Below are 20,199 nucleotides of genomic sequence, written 5' to 3' on the forward strand. Positions count from 1 at the left end.
ACGCATCTATCCATAATCAATAACATTCGGGAGAACGTTATGAATTTGCTTAAACGTATGCTCGCGACGTGCGGGTTCTCGGCACTGGCTGCGGCCGGCCTGGCTGCTGCGCCCGCGCAGGCGCAGGACTATCCGACGCGCAACATCACGATGATCGTTCCGTTCGCGGCCGGTGGTCCGACCGACGTCATCGCCCGCATCGTGACCGGCCATATGCAGCAGACGCTCGGCCAGTCGATCATCATCGAAAACGTGGTTGGCGCCGGCGGCACCACCGCATCGACGCGCGCCTCGAAGGCCGCGCCGGACGGCTACACGCTCATCACCGGCCACATGGGCACGCACGCCGCATCGGTGCCGCTGTATCCGAAGCTGGCCTATCATCCGTCGAAGGACTTCGAGCCCGTCGGTTTGATCGCCGGCACGCCGATCCTGATCCTTGCGCGCAAGGATTTCCCGCCGAAGGATCTCAAGGAATTCGTGGCCTACCTGAAGGCCAACACCGACAAGCTCAATGAAGCCCACGCCGGCGTCGGCTCGGTGTCCTATTCGTCGTGCCAGTTGCTGGACTCGGTGCTGAAGATCAGCCCGACCGGCGTTCCGTTCAACGGCACCGGCCCGGCGATGAATGCACTGGTCGGCGGCCAGGTCGATTACATGTGCGACCAGATCGTCAACGCCGTGCCGCAGGTCAAGGGCGGCACCATCAAGGCCTATGCCGTGGCAACGCCGGAGCGCAATCCGTCACTGCCGGACGTGCCGACCACCGCCGAGGCCGGCCTGCCTGAGTATCAGGCACAGGCCTGGAACGCGATTTTCGCGCCGAAGGGCACTCCGGCGCCGATCGTCGCCAAGCTCAACGCCGCGCTGGTGAAGGCGCTGGATGACGAGGGCGTCAAGAAGCGCCTGCTCGAGCTCGGCAGCGTCATTCCGAAGCCGGCAGAGCGCACACCGGAATCGCTGAAGACCCTGGTCGACAGCGAAATCACCAAATGGTCGGGCGTGCTGAAGCCACTTTCGAACTGATATTGTTGAAATCTAACGGGTTTGGCAGGGGCGGGACGTGAGTTCCGCCCCTTGTCTTTTGTCATTTGGGGCATGATCTTTCGGAAACCCGGTTCCCGCTTTTCCGGATCATGCGCGTGCGCCGCGGGAGGCCACTTTTCAGGGTATAATTGCCCGGCCGAAATCGAATCGCGGCGCGCGTCAGGCTAAATAGGTCCCATGAACCAGTATCACCACCTGCTCGAACGCATCCTCAGCGACGGCGCGGAAAAGACCGACCGCACCGGCACCGGGACGCTGTCGATCTTCGGCCATCAGATGCGGTTCAATCTGGCGTCGGGCTTCCCGCTGCTGACAACCAAGAAGCTTCATCTGAAGTCGATCGTCCACGAACTGCTGTGGTTCCTGGCGGGTGACACCAACATCAAATACCTGAACGACAACGGCGTTCGCATCTGGGACGAGTGGGCTGACGAGAACGGCAATCTCGGCCCGGTCTATGGCTCGCAGTGGCGGTCATGGCCCGCGCCGGATGGCGGCACAATCGACCAGATTTCCAATGTGATCGAGATGATCCGGAAAAATCCGGACTCGCGCCGTCTGATCGTCAGTGCCTGGAATCCGGCTGAAGTGGACAAGATGGCGCTGCCGCCGTGCCATTGCCTGTTTCAGTTCTATGTCGCGAACGGCAAACTGTCGTGCCAGCTTTATCAGCGCTCGGCCGATGTGTTTCTCGGCGTGCCGTTCAACATCGCGTCTTACGCACTGCTCACGATGATGGTGGCGCAGGTGACGGGGCTGAAGCCGGGTGATTTCGTGCATTCGTTTGGCGATACGCACCTCTATCTGAACCATATCGAGCAGGCGCGGCTGCAACTGACGCGTCCGACGCGAGCGCTGCCGACGATGAAGATCAATCCCGATGTGAAGGATATCTTCTCGTTCCGCTACGAGGACTTCAAGCTCGAGAACTACGACCCGCATCCGCACATCAAGGCCGAGGTCGCGGTTTGAACGCGCCGACAGCTTCACGTCCGCATATCGTCTTTGTCGTTGCCGTCGCGGAGAACGGCGTCATCGGCCTCAATAATGCGATGCCGTGGCATCTTAGCTCCGACCTTAAACGTCTCAAGGCGATTACGTTGGGGCACCCTGTCATTATGGGCCGCAAGACATTCGCGTCTATCGGACGCCCTTTGCCGGGCCGTACCAATATTGTCGTGACGCGCGACAAGGCCTTTCAGGCGCCGGGCATTGCGGTCGCGACATCGCTCGACGCCGCGCTCGATATTGCGCGGGGCGATGCGCTGCGGCGTTTCGTCACTGAGATCATGGTGATCGGCGGCGCCGAGATTTTTGAGCAATGGTTGACGAAGGCCGACCGGCTGGAGATCACCGAAGTTCACGCGACGCCGGAAGGCGACACGTTCCTGAAGCCGCTTGATCTCGCGGAGTGGCGGGAAACAGCAAGAACCCGCCATTCAAGGGGCGAAAGAGATACGGTCGATTTCTCCTACGTCACATATGAAAGACGGCGTTAGGGGCTGCGACGCAAAGTGCCGCAGAGTGCGGCATTAACTCCGTTTCGCGATGTTTCCATTGACAAATTCGCCCCGCGCCATAGCTCTCGAAGGGCAGCGTCCTGCGTTGTAAGGACCGGGCGCGTCCCCTATAAGGCCCCAAGAGTTTGCGGAGCGCGAGCTTCGCGCGGAGGAGATCGACGATGCCGTGGAAGAATCAAGGCGGAGGCCCCTGGGGCTCCGGTCCGAAGGGTCCCTGGGGCTCCGGGCCGCAATCGCCAGGACCCAAGCCGCCTGATCTTGAAGATCTTCTGCGCCGCGGCCAGGACAAGTTGCAGACGATGCTGCCGGGAGGAAACTTCAGCGGCATGGGCATAGCGCTGATCCTTGTCGCCGCATTGGCGATCTGGGGATTGTCCGGCTTCTTCCGTGTACAGTCAGAAGAACTCGGCGTGGTGCTGCGCTTCGGCAAGCATGTGCGCACGGTTCAGCCCGGCCTGAACTATCATTTGCCTTATCCGATCGAGACCGTGCTGCTGCCGAAGGCGCTGCGTGTTTCGACCCTGAGCATCGGCATGCGTGTTGTCGATGACTCGCGCCGTGGCGGTGGCACCACCATTCGCGACGTTCCCGAGGAAAGCCTGATGCTGACCGGCGACGAGAACATCGTCGACGTGGACTTCACGGTGCTATGGCGCATCAAGCCTGACGGCGTCGGCGACTTCCTGTTCAACATCCAGAATCCGGAAGGCACCGTGAAAGCGGTTGCCGAGAGCGCGATGCGCGACATCATCGGCCGTTCGCAGATCCAGCCGATCCTCACCGGCGCGCGCACGCAGACTGAAGCGGCTGTGCTCGAACTGATGCAGAAAACGCTCGACAGCTACGGCTCAGGCATTCTGATCCAGCAGGTGCAGATGCAGAAGGTCGATCCGCCGTCGCAGGTCATCGACGCATTCCGCGACGTTCAGGCGGCCCGCGCCGACTTCGAGCGTTTGCAGAACGAAGCACAGACCTACGCCAACCGCGTCGTTCCCGATGCCCGTGGCCGCGCTGCGCAGATCCTGCAGGTCGCGGAAGGCTACAAGGAGCAGGCGGTGGCGGAAGCCAAGGGCCAAAGCGCTCGCTTCCTGAAGGTCTATGAGGAATACAAAAAGGCGCCGGACGTCACGCGGCAGCGCATCTATCTGGAAACGATGGAGCGGGTGCTCGGCGGATCCGACAAGCTCGTGCTCGATCAGGGCGCGAACGCATCGGCGCCGGGCGTCGTGCCCTATCTGCCATTGAGCGAGATTGGACGCCGCACAACGCCGGCAGCGCCGCAGCAGGGCGGGAGCAACCGATGAAAAACGGCATCGCAGGTATCGTCGCTCTTTTCGTAGTTCTGGTCGCCGTTGTCGTCGGCTACAGCTCGCTGTTCACCGTGAGCGAGACGCAGCAGGTTTTGCTTGTGCGCCTCGGCGAGCCGGTGCGCGTGGTGACGACGCCGGGCCTGAACTTCAAGGTGCCGTTCATCGACACCGTGATCAGCATCGACAAGCGTATTCTCGATCTGGAGAATCCGGCGCAGGAAGTGATCGCGTCGGACCAGAAGCGCCTCGTGGTGGACGCGTTCGCGCGTTATCGCATCAAGGACGCGCTGCGCTTCTATCAGACCCTCGGCTCGATTCAGGCCGCCAACATCCAGCTCACGACGCTGCTGAACGCGGCGATGCGCCGTGTGCTCGGTGAAGTGACCTTCATCACCGTGGTCCGGGATGATCGCGATGCGCTGATGAGCAAGATTCGCACCCAACTCGACCGCGAAACCACCAGCTACGGCATTTCGGTGGTCGACGTGCGCATTCGCCGCGCCGATCTGCCCGAGCAGAACAGCCAGGCGGTCTATCAGCGCATGCAGACCGAACGTCAGCGTGAAGCGGCCGAGTTCCGCGCGCAGGGTGGCCAGAAGGCGCAGGAAATCCGCTCCAGGGCCGACCGCGAAGCGACGGTGATCATCGCCGACGCCAACTCGCAGGCCGAACAGGTCCGCGGTGAGGGCGACGGCGAGCGCAACCGCCTGTTCGCAGAGGCTTATGGCAAGGACGCGGACTTCTTCGCGTTCTATCGCTCGATGACCGCTTACGAGAACAGCCTGAAGAGCAACGATACGCGCTTCCTGCTGCGGCCGGATTCGGAGTTTTTCCGGTACTTCGCAAATCCGGCGGGCAAGCCTCCCGCCGCTGCGGGTTCCGCGCGTTAATATGCGGCGCGGAGAGCGGGATCAGGCAGGAGCCGTGTTCGGATGAAGTCGATCGGGTACGGCGACCTCCTTGTCGGGGTCGGGGTCATGCTGGTTCTGGAGGGCCTGCTGTTCACGGCGCTCCCGAACTGGATGCGTTCGGCGATGAAGAGCGCGCTGTCCTCGCCGGACAACATCCTGCGCGCCGTCGGGCTTGTCTCGGCGGTGGTAGGCTTGCTTTTGATCTGGCTGGTGCGGCACCAGGGCTGACCTAAAGCCGGGTTTTCGCCGTAATCGGCAGGTTGATCGCTGGAATGCCGCGCAATGGTGGTGCTTGCGCACCCGTCGCGTTCAGGCGCAATCTGGATGCAAATGATCCGCCCCCTTTCAGGAGACTTTTCGACCATGTCCGATGCGTTTCAAGCATTGAGCCGCCGCCTGTTGCCGCTCGCCGCGGCTGTCGGCTTCGCCATCGTTGCGACGCCTGCGCTGGCCCGCGGACCGGAAGGCATCGCCGACGTCGCGGAGAAGGTGATCGACGCGGTCGTCAACATTTCCACCTCGCAGACCGTCGACGCCAAGAACAACGACGGCGACAGGGGCAGTGACGAGCGTGGCAACAAGCGCGGCGCCAATCCGCAACTGCCGCCGGACTCGCCGTTCAGCGAGTTCTTCGATGAGTTCTTCAAAAACCGCCGCGGCGGTCCGGACTCCAGGGGCAACTCGCCGCGCAAGGTGAACTCGCTCGGCTCAGGCTTCATCATCGATACCGACGGCACCGTGGTGACCAACAATCACGTCATCGCCGATGCCGACGAGATCAACGTCATTCTTAACGACGGTACCAAGATCAAGGCTGAGCTGATTGGCCGGGACAAGAAGAGCGACCTCGCGGTCCTGAAGTTCACGCCGCCCGAGAAGAAGATCACCGCGGTGAAGTTCGGCAATTCCGACAGCCTGCGCCTCGGCGAGTGGGTGATTGCCATCGGCAACCCGTTCAGCCTCGGCGGCACGGTCACCGCCGGCATTGTCTCGGCGCGCAACCGCGACATCAACTCGGGGCCGTATGACAACTACATCCAGACCGACGCGGCGATCAATCGCGGCAACTCCGGCGGCCCGCTGTTCAATCTCGACGGCGAAGTCATCGGGGTGAACACCGCGATCATCTCGCCGTCGGGTGGCTCGATCGGCATCGGCTTCGCCGTGCCGTCGAAGACCGTGATGGCGGTGGTCGATCAGCTCCGCCAGTTCAAGGAAGTCCGCCGCGGCTGGCTCGGCGTCCGCATTCAGCAGGTCACCGACGAAATCGCCGAGAGCCTCAGCATCAAGCCGGCTCGCGGCGCGTTGATCGCGGGCGTCGATGACAAGGGTCCGGCCAAGCCTGCCGGCATCGAGCCTGGTGACGTCGTCGTCAAGTTCGACGGCAAGGACATCAAGGAGATGAAGGATCTTCCGCGCGCTGTTGCCGACTCGCCGGTCGGCAAGGCCGTGGACGTCGTCATCATCCGCAAGGGCAAGGAAGAGACCAGGAAGGTGACCCTCGGCCGTCTCGACGATGGCGAGAAGCCGGTCGAGGCCTCGGCCAAGACCACCAGCCCGGTCGAGGCCGAAAAGCCTGTGACGCAAAAGGCGCTGGGCCTCGATCTCGCCGGTCTCAGCAAGGACCTGCGTGCGCGCTACAAGATCAAGGACAGCGTCAAGGGCGTGATCGTGACCGGCGTTGATGATGGGTCGGATGCTGCTGAAAAGCGGCTCAGCGCCGGCGATGTCATTGTCGAGGTCGCGCAGGAAGCGGTGACGAATGCGGCCGACGTCAAGAAACGGGTCGACCAGCTGAAAAAAGACGGCAAGAAGTCCGTGCTGCTTCTGGTGTCCAACGGCAGCGGTGAGCTGCGCTTTGTGGCGTTGGCGGTGAAGTAACGCGCCAGATCAACATAATAAAAAATGCCCGGCCAATGTGCCGGGCATTTTCGTTTTCGGGCGGCGATCGATATGCGGTTTCAGCCCGCAACGAACTCGCTGCGCTTGTAACCCTGCATGTACAGCAGCGCGGAGAGATCGCCGTGATCGATCCGCGCGCCGGCGGCAGCCGCAACAGCGGGCTTGGCATGATAGGCGACGCCAGCGCCGGCCTGCTCGATCATGGCGAGATCGTTGGCGCCGTCGCCGACCACCATCGTATCCAGATTGTCGAGGTCGAAGGATTCGCGCAGGTCGACCAGCGTCGCGAGCTTCGCTTCGCGTCCCAAAATTGGCTCGGCCACCTGGCCGGTCAGCTTGCCGTCCTCGACCAGCAGCACGTTGGCGCGGTTTTCCTGAAACCCGATCATCTCAGCAACAGCTTTCGTGAACAGCGTGAAGCCGCCCGAGACGAGGCAGGTGTAGGCGCCGTGCGCGCGCATGGTCCGTGCCAGTTCGATCGCGCCCGGCGTCAGGGTGATGCGATTCTTGAGAACGTCATCGACCACTGTGACCGGCAGGCCTTTCAGCAGCGCCACGCGCTCGCGCAGCGCGGGCTCGAATTCGATCTCGCCGCGCATCGCGCGCTCGGTGATCGCCGCGACATGCGCCTTGAGGCCGGCGAAGTCGGCGAGTTCGTCGATGCATTCCTGACCGATCATGGTTGAATCCATGTCCGCCAGCAGTAGCTTCTTGCGCCGGTCGATCTGGGGCTGCACCACCACATCGACGCGGATGTCGCTCATCGCCTGGCGCAAACGATCTGAAATTGTGCGAATGTCCTCGGTGCTGCTAAAGCGGATGTCGGCCGCGACGCCTTCGAACAGCCAGTCGCCATGTTCCGGCGAAGTCAGCGCGGAGCGGGCGGCATCGATCGCGGTGGAGTCGAGCTCGGGCTCGGCGGGATTGCAGATCAGCGTGGCGACGAGAGACATGACGGCTCGATGTTGAAGGATGACGGAGACGGGAAGGGCGGCACCAAGGCCGTGCTTATCGCAGGGCCGACGGCCAGCGGCAAGTCGGCGCTGGCGCTCGCCCTTGCAGAGGCGACCGGCGGCGTCGTCATCAATACCGATTCCATGCAGGTTTATCGTGACTTGCGGATCATCACGGCGCGGCCCTCACCGGAAGAAGAAGCGCGTGTTCCGCACCGGCTGTATGGATACTGCGATGCTGCGGTGAACTGCTCAGCGGGCACATGGGTTGCGGACGCGGCGGCGGCGCTGGCGGAGGCGAGGGCAGCAAATCGCCTGCCGATCTTCATCGGCGGCACCGGGCTCTATTTCAAGGCGCTGACGCGGGGACTGTCGGCAGTGCCGCCGATCCCGCAAGAGGTGCGTGACGATGTGCGGGCGCGGATGGAGCGCGAGGGCGTCGAAGCTCTCCACGCAGAACTAGCACGGCGGGATCCTGTGTCCGGCGAAAAACTCAAACCCCGCGACAGTGCGCGCGTCGCGCGCGCACTGGAAGTGATCGAGGCGACGGGCCGTGCGCTGCCGGATTGGCATCGTGATGGATTGCCGCCGCTGCTTGAACCGGAGGGTGTGAAGGCCGTGTTTCTCGCACCCGAGCGCAAGGACCTCTATGCGCAGATCGACAGGCGTTTCACAGCGATGATGGACGCAGGCGCGCTGGATGAGGTTGCGGCGCTGGCGGCGCGCAAGCTCGATCCGATGCTGCCTGCGATGAAGGCGCATGGGGTGCCGGCGCTGATCGGGTACCTAGCGGGCGCGATCACGCTGGAGCAGGCGGTCTACACCGGCCAGATCGACACCCGCCACTATGCCAAGCGGCAGTTCACCTGGTTCAGGCACCAGCTCCCGGAGTTCGAATGGGTGGCCCCCGATGCGGCCCGGGAATGGCTCACCCATGCACTTTCGCTATCGCCAAATGCCGGGAAACCGGTAAGCTCGGAAAGGCAAGCGCGGGCTTGACTTTCGGCCTGTGGGTCGTATAACCCGCGCAACCTTTGGAAACGCTTAGACGATCATGCGCAATAAAATTACCAGCCTTCTTATTACCGTCGTACCCTGGCGCACCGCTGGGGGTAGCTGACGGCTACCCACGAGAAGGCGGTGTGCGAAGGGTCCCTCTCGGGCCCTTTTTTGTTTTTGCGCATGACCCCGAGAGTTTGAAGCAGTTTCAAATCAGGTCATGCGGTAAGGAAGCCTCGACCAAATCAGCGCCAGCGGCGCCCCGGAGCGAACCATGAGTGACAGCAAGACACACGATCCCAACCAGATGACCGGCGCGGCGATGATCGTCCGCGCGCTCAAGGACCATGGGGTCAAGCACATCTTCGGTTATCCGGGCGGCGCGGTGCTTCCGATCTACGACGAGATTTTCCAGCAGAGCGATGTCGAGCACATCCTGGTGCGGCACGAGCAGGGCGCGGGCCATGCGGCGGAGGGCTACGCGCGCTCCACCGGTCTGCCCGGCGTTGCGCTGGTGACGTCCGGGCCGGGCGCCACCAACATGGTGACGCCGCTGACCGACGCGCTGATGGACTCGATCCCGCTGGTCTGCATCACCGGACAGGTGCCGACACACCTGATCGGCAATGACGCGTTCCAGGAATGCGACACCGTCGGCATCACCCGGCCCTGCACCAAGCACAACTGGCTGGTGCGGCGGATCGAGGATCTGCCGAAGGTTCTGCATGAGGCGTTCTATGTGGCGACCACGGGCCGTCCCGGTCCGGTGGTGGTGGACGTGCCGAAGGACGTGCAGTTCGCGACCGGCACTTATCATCCGCCGCGCAAATCTGACGTGCATGTTTCCTACGCCCCGCGCGTGAAGGGCGATGCCGCGCAGATCCGCAAGGCGGTGGCGTTGCTCGCGTCGGCCAAGCGGCCGGTGATCTATTCCGGCGGTGGCGTCATCAATTCCGGCCGGGAAGCCTCGAAGCTGCTGCGTGAGCTCGTCGAGGTCACCGGATTCCCGATCACCTCGACACTGATGGGCCTCGGCGCCTATCCGGCGTCGGGCAAGAACTGGCTCGGCATGCTCGGCATGCACGGCACCTACGAAGCCAACATGGCGATGCACGACTGTGACGTCATGCTGTGCATCGGCGCGCGTTTCGATGACCGCATCACCGGCCGCACCGACGCGTTCTCGCCGAATTCGAAGAAGATTCACATCGATATCGATCCATCGTCGATCAACAAGAATATCCGCGTCGATGTGCCGATCATCGGCGATGTCGCCAATGTGCTCGGCGACATCCTGACGGTGTTCAAGGCGGAAGCGAAGAAACCGAAGATCGATCCGTGGTGGTTCGAGATCGGCCGCTGGCGCGCGCGCAACTCGCTGGCCTACAAGAAGAACGACGACATCATCCTGCCGCAGTATGCGATCCAGCGGCTGTTCGAACTGACCAAGAAACACGACACCTACATCACGACGGAAGTCGGTCAGCATCAGATGTGGGCTGCGCAATTCTTCGGCTTCGAGGAGCCGCACCGCTGGATGACCTCCGGCGGTCTCGGCACCATGGGTTACGGCCTGCCGGCCGCGCTCGGCGTGCAGGTGGCGCATCCGGACAGCCTCGTGATCGATATTGCCGGTGATGCCTCGGTGCAGATGACGATGCAGGAGATGTCCTCGGCGGTTCAGTATGAACTGCCGATCAAGATCTTCATCCTGAACAACCAGTACATGGGCATGGTGCGCCAGTGGCAGCAGTTGTTGCACGGTAACCGGCTGTCGCATTCGTATTCCGAGGCGCTGCCGGATTTCGTCAAGCTCGCGGATGCATTCGGCTGCGTCGGACTTCAGGTGATGAAGCCCGCCGACCTCGACGGTGCGATCGACGAGATGATCAAGATCAAGAAGCCGGTGCTGTTCGATTGCCGTGTCGCCGCACTGGAAAACTGCTTCCCGATGATTCCGTCGGGCAAGGCCCATAACGAAATGCTGCTTCCGGCGGAAGCAAACGAAGAAGCAACGACCGCGGCGTTCGCCGGCGGCAAGGCGCTGGTGTGACAATGAAAGCAGATACAATGGAACAGCCCGCATCCGCGTACTTCATGGAGGAGCGTCACGATCCGAACGAGACGCACACGTTGTCCGTGCTCGTGCAAAACGAGCCGGGTGTGCTTGCGCGAGTGATCGGCCTGTTTTCCGGCCGCGGCTACAACATCGACAGTCTCACGGTGTCGGAGACCGAACACGCCAAGCACATGTCGCTGATCACGATTGTCACGACCGGTACGCCGATGGTGATCCAGCAGATCAAGCATCAGCTCGACCGCATGATTCCCGTCTATCGCGTGGTGGACATGACGCTCACCGGCCGCGCCATCGAACGCGAACTGGCGATGGTGAAGGTCAAGGGGACCGGAGATCTTCGCATGGAAGCGCTCCGGCTGTCGGAAGCGTTTCGTGCGCGGGTGATCGACGCCACTACCGAGAGCTTCGTGTTCGAGATCACCGGCGGCACTGCGAAGATCGACCAGTTCATCAACCTGATGGTACCGCTCGGGCTTGTCGAAGTGTCGCGCACCGGCGTCGCCGCCATCTCGCGCGGTCCGGAAAAAATGTAATCTCGCGCGCGCATCCTGCCCATGAAACCGATCGACATCGCACTCGCAATCGCGATTGCCGTGATATGGGGAGTTGGCTTCGTGCTGACCCGGTTCGCGGTCGACGAGATGTCGGCGACGCTGCTGACGACGCTGCGCTTCGGAATTACGGCGCTGCCATGCCTGTTTCTGCCGCGCCCGAAGCTGTCATGGGGGTTGATCATCGCGATCAGCTGGCTGCTGGTGGCGCAGTTCCTGGCGCAGACCTACGGCTTGGCGCATGGCGTGCCGGCCGGTCTGACTGCGGTGATCGTGCAGAGCCAGGCTCTGTTCACCGTCGCCTTCGCGGCGATTTTCCTGCGTGAGCTACCGACGCGGCTTCAGATGCTCGGCATCGCGATCGCGATGTGCGGGTTGCTGCTGATCTGCTTCACAGTCGGTTACGATTTCAGCGTCTGGGCGTTTTCGGTATCGATGACCGCGCCGATCAGCTTTGCGGTCTCCAACCTGATGCTTCGCCGCGCGCAGGATGTGTCGATGCTCGACTTGTTCGCATGGATTGGTCTCTTGGCAATGCTGCCGCTGCTCGTGGTTCTGTTCACCGTCGATGGGCCGGCCGTCACATGGCATGCGCTGACGCACATGTCTCTTCTGGCGGCTTCATCTGTGCTGGCGCTGGCGCTGCTCGGAACCACACTGGGTTACTGGATCTGGGGCCGGCTGCTGCGGAGGTATTCCGCCGCGCAGGTGGTGCCGTTTGCGCTGCTGGTGCCGTTTTTCGGCGCGGGTGCATCGAGTATCGTTTTCGGCGAGACGTTCGGGACGTTGCGTCTGACCGGCATGGTTGTCGTTGTGTTTGGCATTGCCGTGATGCTGCTGTCGCGCCGTCCGCCGCCTCTGGTTGAAGTGGCCTGATCCATGATCTCGCAGCAACTCGCCATCGCGTTTATCGCCTTTGCCGCCGCGGCGCTGTTCACGCCGGGGCCGAACAACATCATGCTGATGGCGTCCGGCCTGAACTATGGTTTCCGGCGAACGCTGCCGCATGTCGCCGGCGTCACCATCGGATTCTCGTTTCTGGTGGCGGTGATCGGGCTCGGGCTGGGCGCGGTGTTCGCGGCCTACCCGGTGCTGCATACGATCCTGAAATATGCCGGCGCGGCTTATCTGATTTACCTTGCCATCGTGATTGCGATGTCTGGTCCCGCCGATACCGATGGAGCGGGCGAGGGTAAGCCGATGACGTTCCTCGGTGCGGCGATGTTCCAGTGGGTCAACGTCAAGGGCTGGGTGATCGCGGTGGGTGCGATTACCGCCTATGCGGCCATCGCGGCCTATCCGCTGAACATCGCGGCGCTTTCGATCCTGCTGTTCCTGATCGGCCTGGGGTCGTCGCTGACCTGGGTGCTGCTCGGGACCTCGCTGCAGGCGGTGGTGAAATCCCCCCGTGCGGTCCGCATTTTCAACGTCGTCATGGCCCTGCTTTTGCTGGCCTCGCTTTACCCCGTTCTGAAGGAGCCCTGATTTAGTTGCACTGCAGAAATGGGGCTTACGGGCTTGTCTCGTAGCACCAGCCGCCCTACACAACGGCGGCAATTCATCCGGGCCCCGGCCCGATCCCATCCGAAAAACGCACGAACAAGGCCAATCGTGGCCGCCTGAGAAGGAAAACGAAAATGCGTGTTTACTACGATCGCGACGCCGACCTGAACCTGATCAAGGGCAAGAAGGTGGTCATCGTCGGTTACGGCAGCCAGGGCCACGCCCACGCGCTGAACCTGAAGGACTCGGGCGTCAAGGATGTCGCTATTGCGCTGCGCAAGGGCTCTGCCACCGTCAAGAAGGCCGAGAACGCCGGCTTCAAGGTGATGGAAGTTGCCGACGCCGCGAAGTGGGCCGACGTCGTGATGATGCTCACGCCTGACGAATTGCAGGGCGACATTTATCGCGATCATCTGCACAACAACATGAAGCAGGGCGCTGCGCTGCTGTTCGCCCACGGCCTCAACGTGCACTTCAACCTGATCGAGCCGCGCGCTGACCTCGACGTGCTGATGGTTGCGCCGAAGGGCCCCGGCCACACCGTCCGCTCCGAGTACCAGCGTGGCGGCGGCGTGCCGACCCTGATCGCGATCCACAAGGATTCGTCGGGCAACGCGCATGACCTCGGCCTGTCCTACGCCTCTGCCATCGGCGGCGGCCGCGCCGGCGTCATCGAAACCACCTTCAAGGAAGAGTGCGAGACCGACCTGTTCGGCGAGCAGGCTGTTCTTTGCGGTGGCACCGTCGAACTGATCCGCGCCGGCTACGAGACGCTGGTAGAAGCAGGTTACGCGCCGGAAATGGCCTACTTCGAGTGCCTGCACGAACTGAAACTGATCGTGGACCTGATCTATGAAGGCGGCATCGCCAACATGAACTACTCGATCTCCAACACCGCCGAGTACGGCGAGTACGTCACCGGTCCGCGCATCATCACCGCCGAGACCAAGGCTGAGATGAAGCGCGTGCTGACCGACATTCAGTCCGGCAAGTTCACCCGCGACTGGATGCTGGAAAACAAGGTCAACCAGGCGTCGTTCAAGGCGACCCGCGCCCGCGCCAACGCGCACGACATCGAAGCGGTCGGCGCCAAGCTCCGCGACATGATGCCGTGGATCAAGGAAAAGGCGCTGGTCGACAAGACCAAGAACTGATCTCTCCTCCTTTCGGGAGGCCGGGCCGGCTGCCGCGAGGTAGCCGGTCTTTTCTTTTGGGGCAGCTGAACACCGGCTGAATGTCGGCCTTAACCGAACGAAATATGTCGCAGGGTCAGTCCCTTGCGGCTTCATGACGGTTCTATTACGTTTTTGTGACACGTCGCGGTTTCCGGCCGCGCGGTTGGCCTCCTGGTCTTCGCCAGCCAAGGCCTCGGACAGTGCCGGGTTTAGTTCGCGTCGAGGCAATGTTGCCGCTGCCGACACCAGCTTCTCCAGCGATGAATTCGATGGCCGCCCGCCGTCGCGTTCTGCCGTAGCGGAGCGCACCGTGTCCGTGATCACCACATCGACTCCGGCCGGCGGCAGGGTTCAGCTTTGGCTGAAACGGCTCGGCGATACCGGGTGGCTCTGGCGTCTGCGTGTTGCGCTGATCGCGGCGATACATCTCACCGCTGTCTATGTTCTGGCGTCGGTCGAGTACGGCCCATTCGCGATGACACTGGCGCTGCTGACGTGGGCGCTGCTGAACTTCTCGTGGCTTGTTGTCTTCCGCCGGCCAGGCGTTTCAGCCGCGCTGTCGCTGGCGCTGGTTGCGGGCCTGATCGTGCTGTCGCAGTTCAAGTACGGGATCACGCAGCTCACGCTGACGTTTCTGGATTTTCTGATCATCGATCGCGACACGGTTTCGTTTCTGCATTCGATCTTTCCGCAGCTTAAGACGCAGTCCGTCCTGCTCGCGGCCATCGCCGTGCCTGTGATGTGGCTGATCTGGCGCGCGGACCCGTTCCGCATTCGCCGCGCGACGGCCGCTGCCGGTGCAGGCGTTTGCATGCTTGGGGTCGTCGGCCTGTCGGTGGCCAATCCCGAACAGCCGTGGGAGCCGTTCCAGGGCGTCAATCACATTTCCAATCTTGCGCGATCCGGCGTCGTCTCTGTGTCGCATCTGACATCGACGACAGGATGGATCGAGGCGGACTCGAAAAGCCTTGTCGGGTCCGCGCAGGCCACACCGCTCACCACCTGCACGCCGCGCGGGAAGCGTCCGAACATCATCATGGTGCTGGACGAATCCAGCTTCGACATCACGGCTGCTCCCGGCATCAAGGTTCCCGAGGATTATCGGGACTATTTCAGGTCCGCCGACGGGCAGAGGCGCTCGTTCGTCACGGAATCCAGCGGCGGACCGACCTGGTACACCGAGTTCAACGTGCTGACCGGCCTGTCGGCGCGGTCGTTCGGCAAGATGAAGTTCTATGTGACGCGGATTACGGCGGGGAAGATTTCACGCGGACTGCCGCAGGCGTTGCAACGCTGCGGCTACCGGACATTCTCGCTGTATCCGACGTACGGGAATTTCCTCAGTGCACGGAATTTCCAGACCTCTGCCGGTGTCGGAAAATTCATTGACATGGCCGACATGGGCGTCAGCGAGGACATGCAGCCCGACAAGTTCTACTTCGATCAGGCGTTGCAACTGATCGCGCGGGAGCGCAAGGCCGAGCAGCCGATGTTCGTCTTTGTCTACCTGACCGCCAATCATTTTCCATGGACGTCGACCTATCGCTCCGATCTCACGCCGGCTGGGTGGAAGGCGCCGGGCAATACGGCTGAAGTCGACGAATACATCCGCCGCCAGTCCATGACGGCCAACGACTATGCAAGCTTCGTGGCACGGCTGAAGAGCGAACACCCCGATGAGCCGTTCCTGCTGGTGCGGTTCGGTGACCATCAGCCCGCGATCTCGCAGAAGTTGCTGGAGCCGAAGCTGCCGCAATCGCTGCTGGCCGATCGCATCATGACCCACGATCCGCGCTACTACAAAACCTACTATGCGATCGACGCACTCAACTACAAGCCGGACATGTCGTCGGCTCTGGAGACGCTTGATGCGGCCTATCTGCCGCTCGCGATTCAGGATGCAGCGGGCATTCCGCTCGATCCGTCGTTCGTCGAGCAGAAGAAGATCATGCTCCGCTGCCGGGGGCTGTTCTATGCATGCAAGGATGGCGCGGAAGCGAAACGCTTCAATCGCCTTCTGATGGACGCGGGGTTCGTGAAGAACCTTTAGCGCTTCCCAATCTCCTCCCAAAGCCACCGCGCCACCGCGTCCGGTGAACTGGCCCCATCGCCGCCGCCGGCGCGCAGGTTGGCCTCGCGCATCGTGGCGATGTCGATCCTGCCGAGCAGCGGCTGTAATGCCTCGCGCAGCTTCGTGTCGCCGGCGCGTTTCGGCGCAATCAGCACGACAGCGTCATAGGGCGGGATCGCTGCTTTCGGATCGCCCAGCACGACCAGATCGTATTTCGCGATCAGGCCGTCGCTGGTGTAGCCCGCGATCACATCAACCTCGCCGGATGCAACCGCCGCATACATGAAATCCGGCTGCATCTGCCGCTGCTGGCGAAACGATAGATTGTAGCTCTGCCGCAAAGCCGCCCATTCCGGCCGCGAGAAGAATTCATAATCACCCGCGATCGACAGCGAGGAAGCGCGCGGCGTGAGATCGGCGATGGTACGGATGCCGAGTTCTTCGGCGCGCTTGCGCGGCATCACCAGCGCATAGGCATTCTCAAACCCAAGTTCGCCGAGCAGGGAGATTCCGTATTTGTCCCTAAGTGTCACCGACAGGTCGCTCAGCAATTCCTTGCGGGGCCTGATGTCGGTGCGCTTGAGCTGGTTGGCCCACAGCGTGCCGGAATAATCGACATAGACGTCGATGTCGCCGGAGGCGAGTGCCTCGAAGATCACATTGGAGCCGAGGCCTTCGCGCGGCGAGGCCGACAGCCCCGCGGTCTGCAGGCGCTGCGCGATCAGCGAGGAGAGAATGTACTGCTCGGTGAATGTCTTGGCGCCGACGATATAGTTCGTCCTGGCGCGGGACATTGCAGGCATCAATGTGGCGGCGATCAATGCGATCAGACCAAGGCAGCCGGCAATGATGCGCATGCGGCTATTCAGTTTCACGCCGCCTTCGATCATCGCCAGCAACTGATCGACTGCGAGGGCCAGCAAAGCCGCGGCGGCGCAGCCGAACAGCACAAATACCCAGTTCTGCGTCTGCAATCCGGCGAAGATGTAGTTGCCAAGGCTTGTCTGGCCGATCGGCGTCGACAGCGTTGCCGTGCCGATCACCCAGACGGCAGCAGTACGGATACCGGCCATGATCACCGGCAGCGCCAGCGGAAGCTCAACCATCGTGAGCGATTGCCGCTGTGTCATGCCGACACCTTCCGCGGCTTCCATGATCGCAGGATCGATCCCCTGCAACCCGGTGATGGTGTTCCGCAGCACCGGCAGCATGCTGTAGAGCGCCAGCGCCAGAACCGATGGCAGGAACCCGAAGGCCGAAAAGCCATGGCCGAACCATTGCAGCGACAGTCCGGCCAGCGCCAGTAACAATGGATAGAACAGCGCGAGCAGTGCGAGCCCCGGGACGGTCTGCACAATGCTGGCGACGCCGAGTGCGATGTCACGCGGCAACGGCCGCTTTCGGACGATCAGCGCGAGCGGAAAGCTGATCACGAGCCCGAGCGCCAATGCCGTCAGGCTGGCGCGGACGTGACTGCCCAGATAGTCGGGCAGGCGCGTCAGGGCGTCGCTCCAGCGTGGATCGGACCAGAAATTCATGCCCGATCCTTTGGCAATAATTCCTGCAATCGCTCGGCTTGCCGGCGCGGGTTGTTGAGCAGCTCGCCGACATAAACATCCGTGGCGTTCGACAATTGCTGCGCGGTACCTTGTGCGATGAGGCGTCCGGCACGCATCACTGCAACACGATCCGCAAGAAGCAGAGCTTCGGTCATGTCGTGGGTGATCATCACGGTGGTCAGGCCGAGGCTGCGGTGAAGTGCGCGATAGTCTTCGCCAAGCGCATCGCGGGTGAGGGGATCGAGTGCGCCGAACGGCTCGTCCATGAGAACGATCCTGGGATTTGCTGCCAAGGCTCGCGCCACGCCGACGCGCTGGCGCTGGCCGCCGGAAAGTTCGTGCGGAAACCGGTCTTTGTGTGCCCGCTCCAGTCGGACCAGATCGATCAATTCATCGATACGCGCGGAAATCTTTTGAGCCGGGGTGCCCAGCAGCCGCGGTGTGATGCCGATATTTTCTGCGACCGTCATGTGCGGGAACAGCCCGCCGCTCTGGAATACGTATCCGATGCTTCGGCGAAGCGCGATGGGATCGAGTCCGCGCACATCGTCGCCGTGAACGCGCACAGTGCCGCTGTCGGGGGCGATCAGGCGGTTGGCCAGCCGCAGCAGCGTGGTTTTGCCGGAGCCAGAGCCGCCGACGACGGCCAGAAATTCTCCGGCGGTCACATCGAGCGAGACGCCGTCGACGGCCTTGATACGGCCCCGCTCGAAGCTCTTGCCGACATTTTCGTAGGCGATGGACGGCGCGGCGCTGGTCATGCTGCATGATGGACCATCGGTGCTAAGCTGTCGACGGGCCGTGCGCCGCCGTGTAGCGTGCCGCGATCAATCGGAGAGTTTTCGTTATGGCCAGGAACGGCAAGTCCGCGCAACCGAGCGCGAAACAGTTGAAGTCCTATGTGGACCCGTTCCGGGTCGATGGTTCGCAGGAATTTCACCTCAAATCACATAAGCCCGGCGAGAAGGGCGGTCTCGACAAGGACGCGGCGCGCGCGCTCGTCGACGCCAATCGCGGAAAGATGCGCGAGCTGCAGGAGAAGCTTTATGCGCAGGATCGCTGGTCGGTTCTGCTGATCTTCCAGGGCATGGACGCCGCCGGCAAGGACAGCGCAATTGAAAACGTGATGTCGGGCATCAATCCGCAAGGTTGTCAGGTCTATTCGTTTAAGCAGCCGTCCACCAAAGAACTCGACCACGATTTCATGTGGCGCACGTCGAAGTGTGCGCCGGAGCGCGGGCGTATCGGCATCTTCAATCGTTCCTATTACGAAGAGGTGCTGGTGGTTCGTGTGCACCCGGAGATTTTGGCGAAGCAGCGGATTCCGCCTGAACTGGTGACGAAGAATATCTGGCGCGAACGCTTCGAGGATATTACGTCGTACGAAAGATATCTTGCGCGCAACGGCACGCTGATCCTGAAATTCTTTCTCAATATTTCCAAAGAGGAGCAGCGCCAGCGCTTTCTCGACCGTCTCGATCAGCCGGCGAAGAACTGGAAGTTCTCGCTCGGCGACGTGGCCGAGCGCAAATTATGGGACAAGTATCAGGCGGCCTATCAGGATCTGATTCATCATACGTCGGCAAAGCATGCGCCGTGGATTGTCGTGCCGGCCGACCACAAATGGTTTGCCCGGGTCGTGATCAGTTCAGCCATCGTGAGCGCGATGGAAAAGCTGAATCTGAAGTTCCCGGAAGTGGACAAGAGCGACGCCGGGGAACTCAAGAAGGTAAAGGCTGCTCTCGAAGGCGAGGGGAGGAGCGCTGTTCGTGTGCCGAAAGCAAAGGCAACTGCTGCGAAAAAGGGAAACGTTTGAACAAAATATGTTCCCGTATTGGTCTGCCCCCGTAATTCACAATGATCACATCGCGGGTTGCCGGGAGGGCATGCTGAAAATAGTATGCGGATGGGCGAGGATTCCTTCTGTGGCTAACCTGCGTACGCTTGTTTTCTTGTTGCTCTTGATCGGCCTCGGCGCTGCATTGAGTCCGATGGCGCATGCCGAGTGGTGGAAGTTTTACACTCCAAAAGACTTCGAGGAGTGTTCCCAAAGCGCGGGACAGCCAGGACTTTCGAAGGATGCCCAGGAAAAGATCATCTCGGGATGCGATTCAAAATTCGCAGGTCGGCGCAAGGCGGGCGGCGGCTACACGTATTTCGATTTCATGCAAAACCGTCACTTCGACATCGCCGGTCCGAATCCCACACCGCAGGAATTGAAGCGGATGGATCAGGAATATCTGGCCTATCTCGAGGTGAACCCTGCGCCTCCCGTTGAGGTTGCTGACGCAGGTCAGGCCATCGCGGCGATCAATAATCAGATGAGGCCGGTCAGCCAGAAGCCGGCGCAGCCAGCGGTTGCCGCAAAGCAGCCTGTTGCCGCTCCTCCGATGCGGGCCCGCAAAAAGCCGGCCTGCAAGGACGACGCATTGGCCTGCGGGCTGGCAAAAATCACGGCCACCGTGACGGATCTGAAGCACGCCTTGCTGGGCGCGGATGCCAAACGAGAGGCGCCCTCTCAGCCTGCCGCCATCCGCCCGCCCAGGGCGATAGGGCAGCCTTCCTGACCAATCTTTGGCGTTGCGGGACCTCGCCTTTCTCGTCTAGAACGGCCTGAC

General features: G+C 62.0%; 19 protein-coding genes. 16 read left to right on the forward strand and 3 right to left on the reverse strand.

All coding sequences use genetic code 11. From position 1 onward, the window contains the following. Positions 1-39: 39 nt before the first annotated feature. From I554_RS0114745 to I554_RS0114775, 7 genes are all read left to right on the forward strand, one after another. Positions 40-1,026 carry a tripartite tricarboxylate transporter substrate binding protein BugD gene (locus I554_RS0114745; RefSeq protein WP_024576328.1) on the forward strand — a complete coding sequence of 329 codons (987 nt, stop codon included), beginning with the start codon at positions 40-42 and terminating at the stop codon, positions 1,024-1,026. Positions 1,027-1,224: 198 nt separating this feature from the next. Further along, on the forward strand, positions 1,225-2,019 hold the full coding sequence (locus tag I554_RS0114750; RefSeq protein ID WP_024576327.1) for a thymidylate synthase: 795 nt from the start codon (positions 1,225-1,227) through the stop codon (positions 2,017-2,019). Continuing rightward, the gene (locus I554_RS0114755; protein ID WP_024576326.1) at positions 2,016-2,546 is read left to right on the forward strand and encodes a dihydrofolate reductase; all 531 of its coding nucleotides are present in this window, start codon (positions 2,016-2,018) and stop codon (positions 2,544-2,546) included. The genes I554_RS0114750 and I554_RS0114755 overlap by 4 nt, the downstream gene beginning before the upstream one ends. 182 nt (positions 2,547-2,728) lie before the next feature. Then, on the forward strand, positions 2,729-3,871 hold the full coding sequence (gene hflK, locus I554_RS0114760; RefSeq protein ID WP_024576325.1) for an FtsH protease activity modulator HflK: 1,143 nt from the start codon (positions 2,729-2,731) through the stop codon (positions 3,869-3,871). Then, positions 3,868-4,767 carry a protease modulator HflC gene (gene hflC / locus I554_RS0114765; protein WP_024576324.1) on the forward strand — a complete coding sequence of 300 codons (900 nt, stop codon included), beginning with the start codon at positions 3,868-3,870 and terminating at the stop codon, positions 4,765-4,767. Before hflK ends, hflC begins: the two co-directional genes overlap by 4 nt. Before the next feature lie 42 nt (positions 4,768-4,809). Next, on the forward strand, positions 4,810-5,016 hold the full coding sequence (locus I554_RS0114770; protein ID WP_024576323.1) for a DUF2065 domain-containing protein: 207 nt from the start codon (positions 4,810-4,812) through the stop codon (positions 5,014-5,016). A 135-nt stretch (positions 5,017-5,151) separates the two neighbouring features. Continuing rightward, complete coding sequence (locus tag I554_RS0114775; RefSeq protein ID WP_024576322.1) at positions 5,152-6,669, forward strand: DegQ family serine endoprotease; 1,518 nt, start codon at positions 5,152-5,154, stop codon at positions 6,667-6,669. A gap of 80 nt (positions 6,670-6,749) precedes the next feature. Here the strand turns inward: I554_RS0114775 and serB are convergent, their stop codons facing one another. Beyond that, the gene (gene serB / locus I554_RS0114780; RefSeq protein WP_024576321.1) at positions 6,750-7,643 is read right to left on the reverse strand and encodes a phosphoserine phosphatase SerB; all 894 of its coding nucleotides are present in this window, start codon (positions 7,641-7,643) and stop codon (positions 6,750-6,752) included. Between the two features lie 9 nt (positions 7,644-7,652). Between serB and miaA the strand changes: the two genes are divergently transcribed. The 7 genes from miaA to I554_RS0114815 all read left to right on the forward strand — a co-directional run bounded on the left by miaA (position 7,653) and on the right by I554_RS0114815 (position 16,001). Beyond that, positions 7,653-8,642, forward strand: coding sequence for a tRNA (adenosine(37)-N6)-dimethylallyltransferase MiaA (miaA, locus tag I554_RS0114785; RefSeq protein WP_024576320.1), 990 nt, complete (start codon positions 7,653-7,655; stop codon positions 8,640-8,642). 274 nt (positions 8,643-8,916) lie between these two features. Next, positions 8,917-10,695, forward strand: a complete 1,779-nt coding sequence (locus I554_RS0114790) for an acetolactate synthase 3 large subunit (RefSeq protein WP_024576319.1) — start codon at positions 8,917-8,919, stop codon at positions 10,693-10,695. A gap of 17 nt (positions 10,696-10,712) precedes the next feature. Continuing rightward, a complete protein-coding gene (gene ilvN, locus I554_RS0114795) occupies positions 10,713-11,255 on the forward strand; it encodes an acetolactate synthase small subunit (protein WP_006021663.1) in 543 nt (180 codons plus the stop codon). 21 nt (positions 11,256-11,276) lie between these two features. Beyond that, positions 11,277-12,149, forward strand: a complete 873-nt coding sequence (locus I554_RS0114800) for an EamA family transporter (RefSeq protein WP_024576318.1) — start codon at positions 11,277-11,279, stop codon at positions 12,147-12,149. Positions 12,150-12,152: 3 nt separating this feature from the next. After that, positions 12,153-12,758, forward strand: coding sequence for a LysE family translocator (locus I554_RS0114805; RefSeq protein ID WP_029659534.1), 606 nt, complete (start codon positions 12,153-12,155; stop codon positions 12,756-12,758). A 152-nt stretch (positions 12,759-12,910) separates the two neighbouring features. After that, a complete protein-coding gene (gene ilvC, locus I554_RS0114810) occupies positions 12,911-13,930 on the forward strand; it encodes a ketol-acid reductoisomerase (protein ID WP_024576316.1) in 1,020 nt (339 codons plus the stop codon). A gap of 331 nt (positions 13,931-14,261) precedes the next feature. Next, a complete protein-coding gene (locus I554_RS0114815; protein ID WP_024576315.1) occupies positions 14,262-16,001 on the forward strand; it encodes an LTA synthase family protein in 1,740 nt (579 codons plus the stop codon). On the opposite strand, the gene I554_RS0114820 is transcribed toward I554_RS0114815, so the two are convergent. Together I554_RS0114820 and I554_RS0114825 are read right to left on the reverse strand one after the other, a co-directional pair. Further along, entirely contained in the window at positions 15,998-17,560 is a 1,563-nt protein-coding gene (locus I554_RS0114820) for an ABC transporter permease/substrate-binding protein (RefSeq protein WP_024576314.1), read from the reverse strand. The two genes, I554_RS0114815 and I554_RS0114820, sit on opposite strands and share 4 nt — an antisense overlap. Next, on the reverse strand, positions 17,557-18,342 hold the full coding sequence (locus I554_RS0114825; protein ID WP_024576313.1) for an ATP-binding cassette domain-containing protein: 786 nt from the start codon (positions 18,340-18,342) through the stop codon (positions 17,557-17,559). Before I554_RS0114825 ends, I554_RS0114820 begins: the two co-directional genes overlap by 4 nt. Before the next feature lie 86 nt (positions 18,343-18,428). Between I554_RS0114825 and I554_RS0114830 the strand changes: the two genes are divergently transcribed. Continuing rightward, positions 18,429-19,397, forward strand: a complete 969-nt coding sequence (locus I554_RS0114830) for a polyphosphate kinase 2 family protein (RefSeq protein ID WP_024576312.1) — start codon at positions 18,429-18,431, stop codon at positions 19,395-19,397. Further along, positions 19,351-20,148: a hypothetical protein gene (locus tag I554_RS0114835; protein WP_244432757.1), complete on the forward strand. Its 798-nt coding sequence runs from the start codon at positions 19,351-19,353 to the stop codon at positions 20,146-20,148. Before I554_RS0114830 ends, I554_RS0114835 begins: the two co-directional genes overlap by 47 nt. The last annotated feature ends 51 nt before the right edge of the window (positions 20,149-20,199 follow it).

The organism is Afipia sp. OHSU_II-C1 (genome assembly GCF_000497575.1).
Classification (GTDB): Bacteria; Pseudomonadota; Alphaproteobacteria; order Rhizobiales; family Xanthobacteraceae; genus Afipia.

Excerpts from the sequence above, each read along its gene's own strand:
- hflC (WP_024576324.1), top strand. The coding sequence starts at position 3,868 with ATGAAAAACGGCATCGCAGGTATCGTCGCTCTTTTCGTAGTTCTGGTC.
- hflK (WP_024576325.1), top strand. The coding sequence starts at position 2,729 with ATGCCGTGGAAGAATCAAGGCGGAGGCCCCTGGGGCTCCGGTCCGAAG.
- miaA (WP_024576320.1), top strand. The coding sequence starts at position 7,653 with ATGTTGAAGGATGACGGAGACGGGAAGGGCGGCACCAAGGCCGTGCTT.
- I554_RS0114790 (WP_024576319.1), top strand. The coding sequence starts at position 8,917 with ATGAGTGACAGCAAGACACACGATCCCAACCAGATGACCGGCGCGGCG.
- I554_RS0114775 (WP_024576322.1), top strand. The coding sequence starts at position 5,152 with ATGTCCGATGCGTTTCAAGCATTGAGCCGCCGCCTGTTGCCGCTCGCC.
- I554_RS0114830 (WP_024576312.1), top strand. The coding sequence starts at position 18,429 with ATGGCCAGGAACGGCAAGTCCGCGCAACCGAGCGCGAAACAGTTGAAG.
- I554_RS0114805 (WP_029659534.1), top strand. The coding sequence starts at position 12,153 with ATGATCTCGCAGCAACTCGCCATCGCGTTTATCGCCTTTGCCGCCGCG.
- I554_RS0114745 (WP_024576328.1), top strand. The coding sequence starts at position 40 with ATGAATTTGCTTAAACGTATGCTCGCGACGTGCGGGTTCTCGGCACTG.
- I554_RS0114800 (WP_024576318.1), top strand. The coding sequence starts at position 11,277 with ATGAAACCGATCGACATCGCACTCGCAATCGCGATTGCCGTGATATGG.
- serB (WP_024576321.1), bottom strand. The coding sequence starts at position 7,643 with ATGTCTCTCGTCGCCACGCTGATCTGCAATCCCGCCGAGCCCGAGCTC.
- ilvC (WP_024576316.1), top strand. The coding sequence starts at position 12,911 with ATGCGTGTTTACTACGATCGCGACGCCGACCTGAACCTGATCAAGGGC.
- I554_RS0114825 (WP_024576313.1), bottom strand. The coding sequence starts at position 18,342 with ATGACCAGCGCCGCGCCGTCCATCGCCTACGAAAATGTCGGCAAGAGC.
- I554_RS0114770 (WP_024576323.1), top strand. The coding sequence starts at position 4,810 with ATGAAGTCGATCGGGTACGGCGACCTCCTTGTCGGGGTCGGGGTCATG.
- I554_RS0114820 (WP_024576314.1), bottom strand. The coding sequence starts at position 17,560 with ATGAATTTCTGGTCCGATCCACGCTGGAGCGACGCCCTGACGCGCCTG.
- ilvN (WP_006021663.1), top strand. The coding sequence starts at position 10,713 with ATGGAACAGCCCGCATCCGCGTACTTCATGGAGGAGCGTCACGATCCG.
- I554_RS0114750 (WP_024576327.1), top strand. The coding sequence starts at position 1,225 with ATGAACCAGTATCACCACCTGCTCGAACGCATCCTCAGCGACGGCGCG.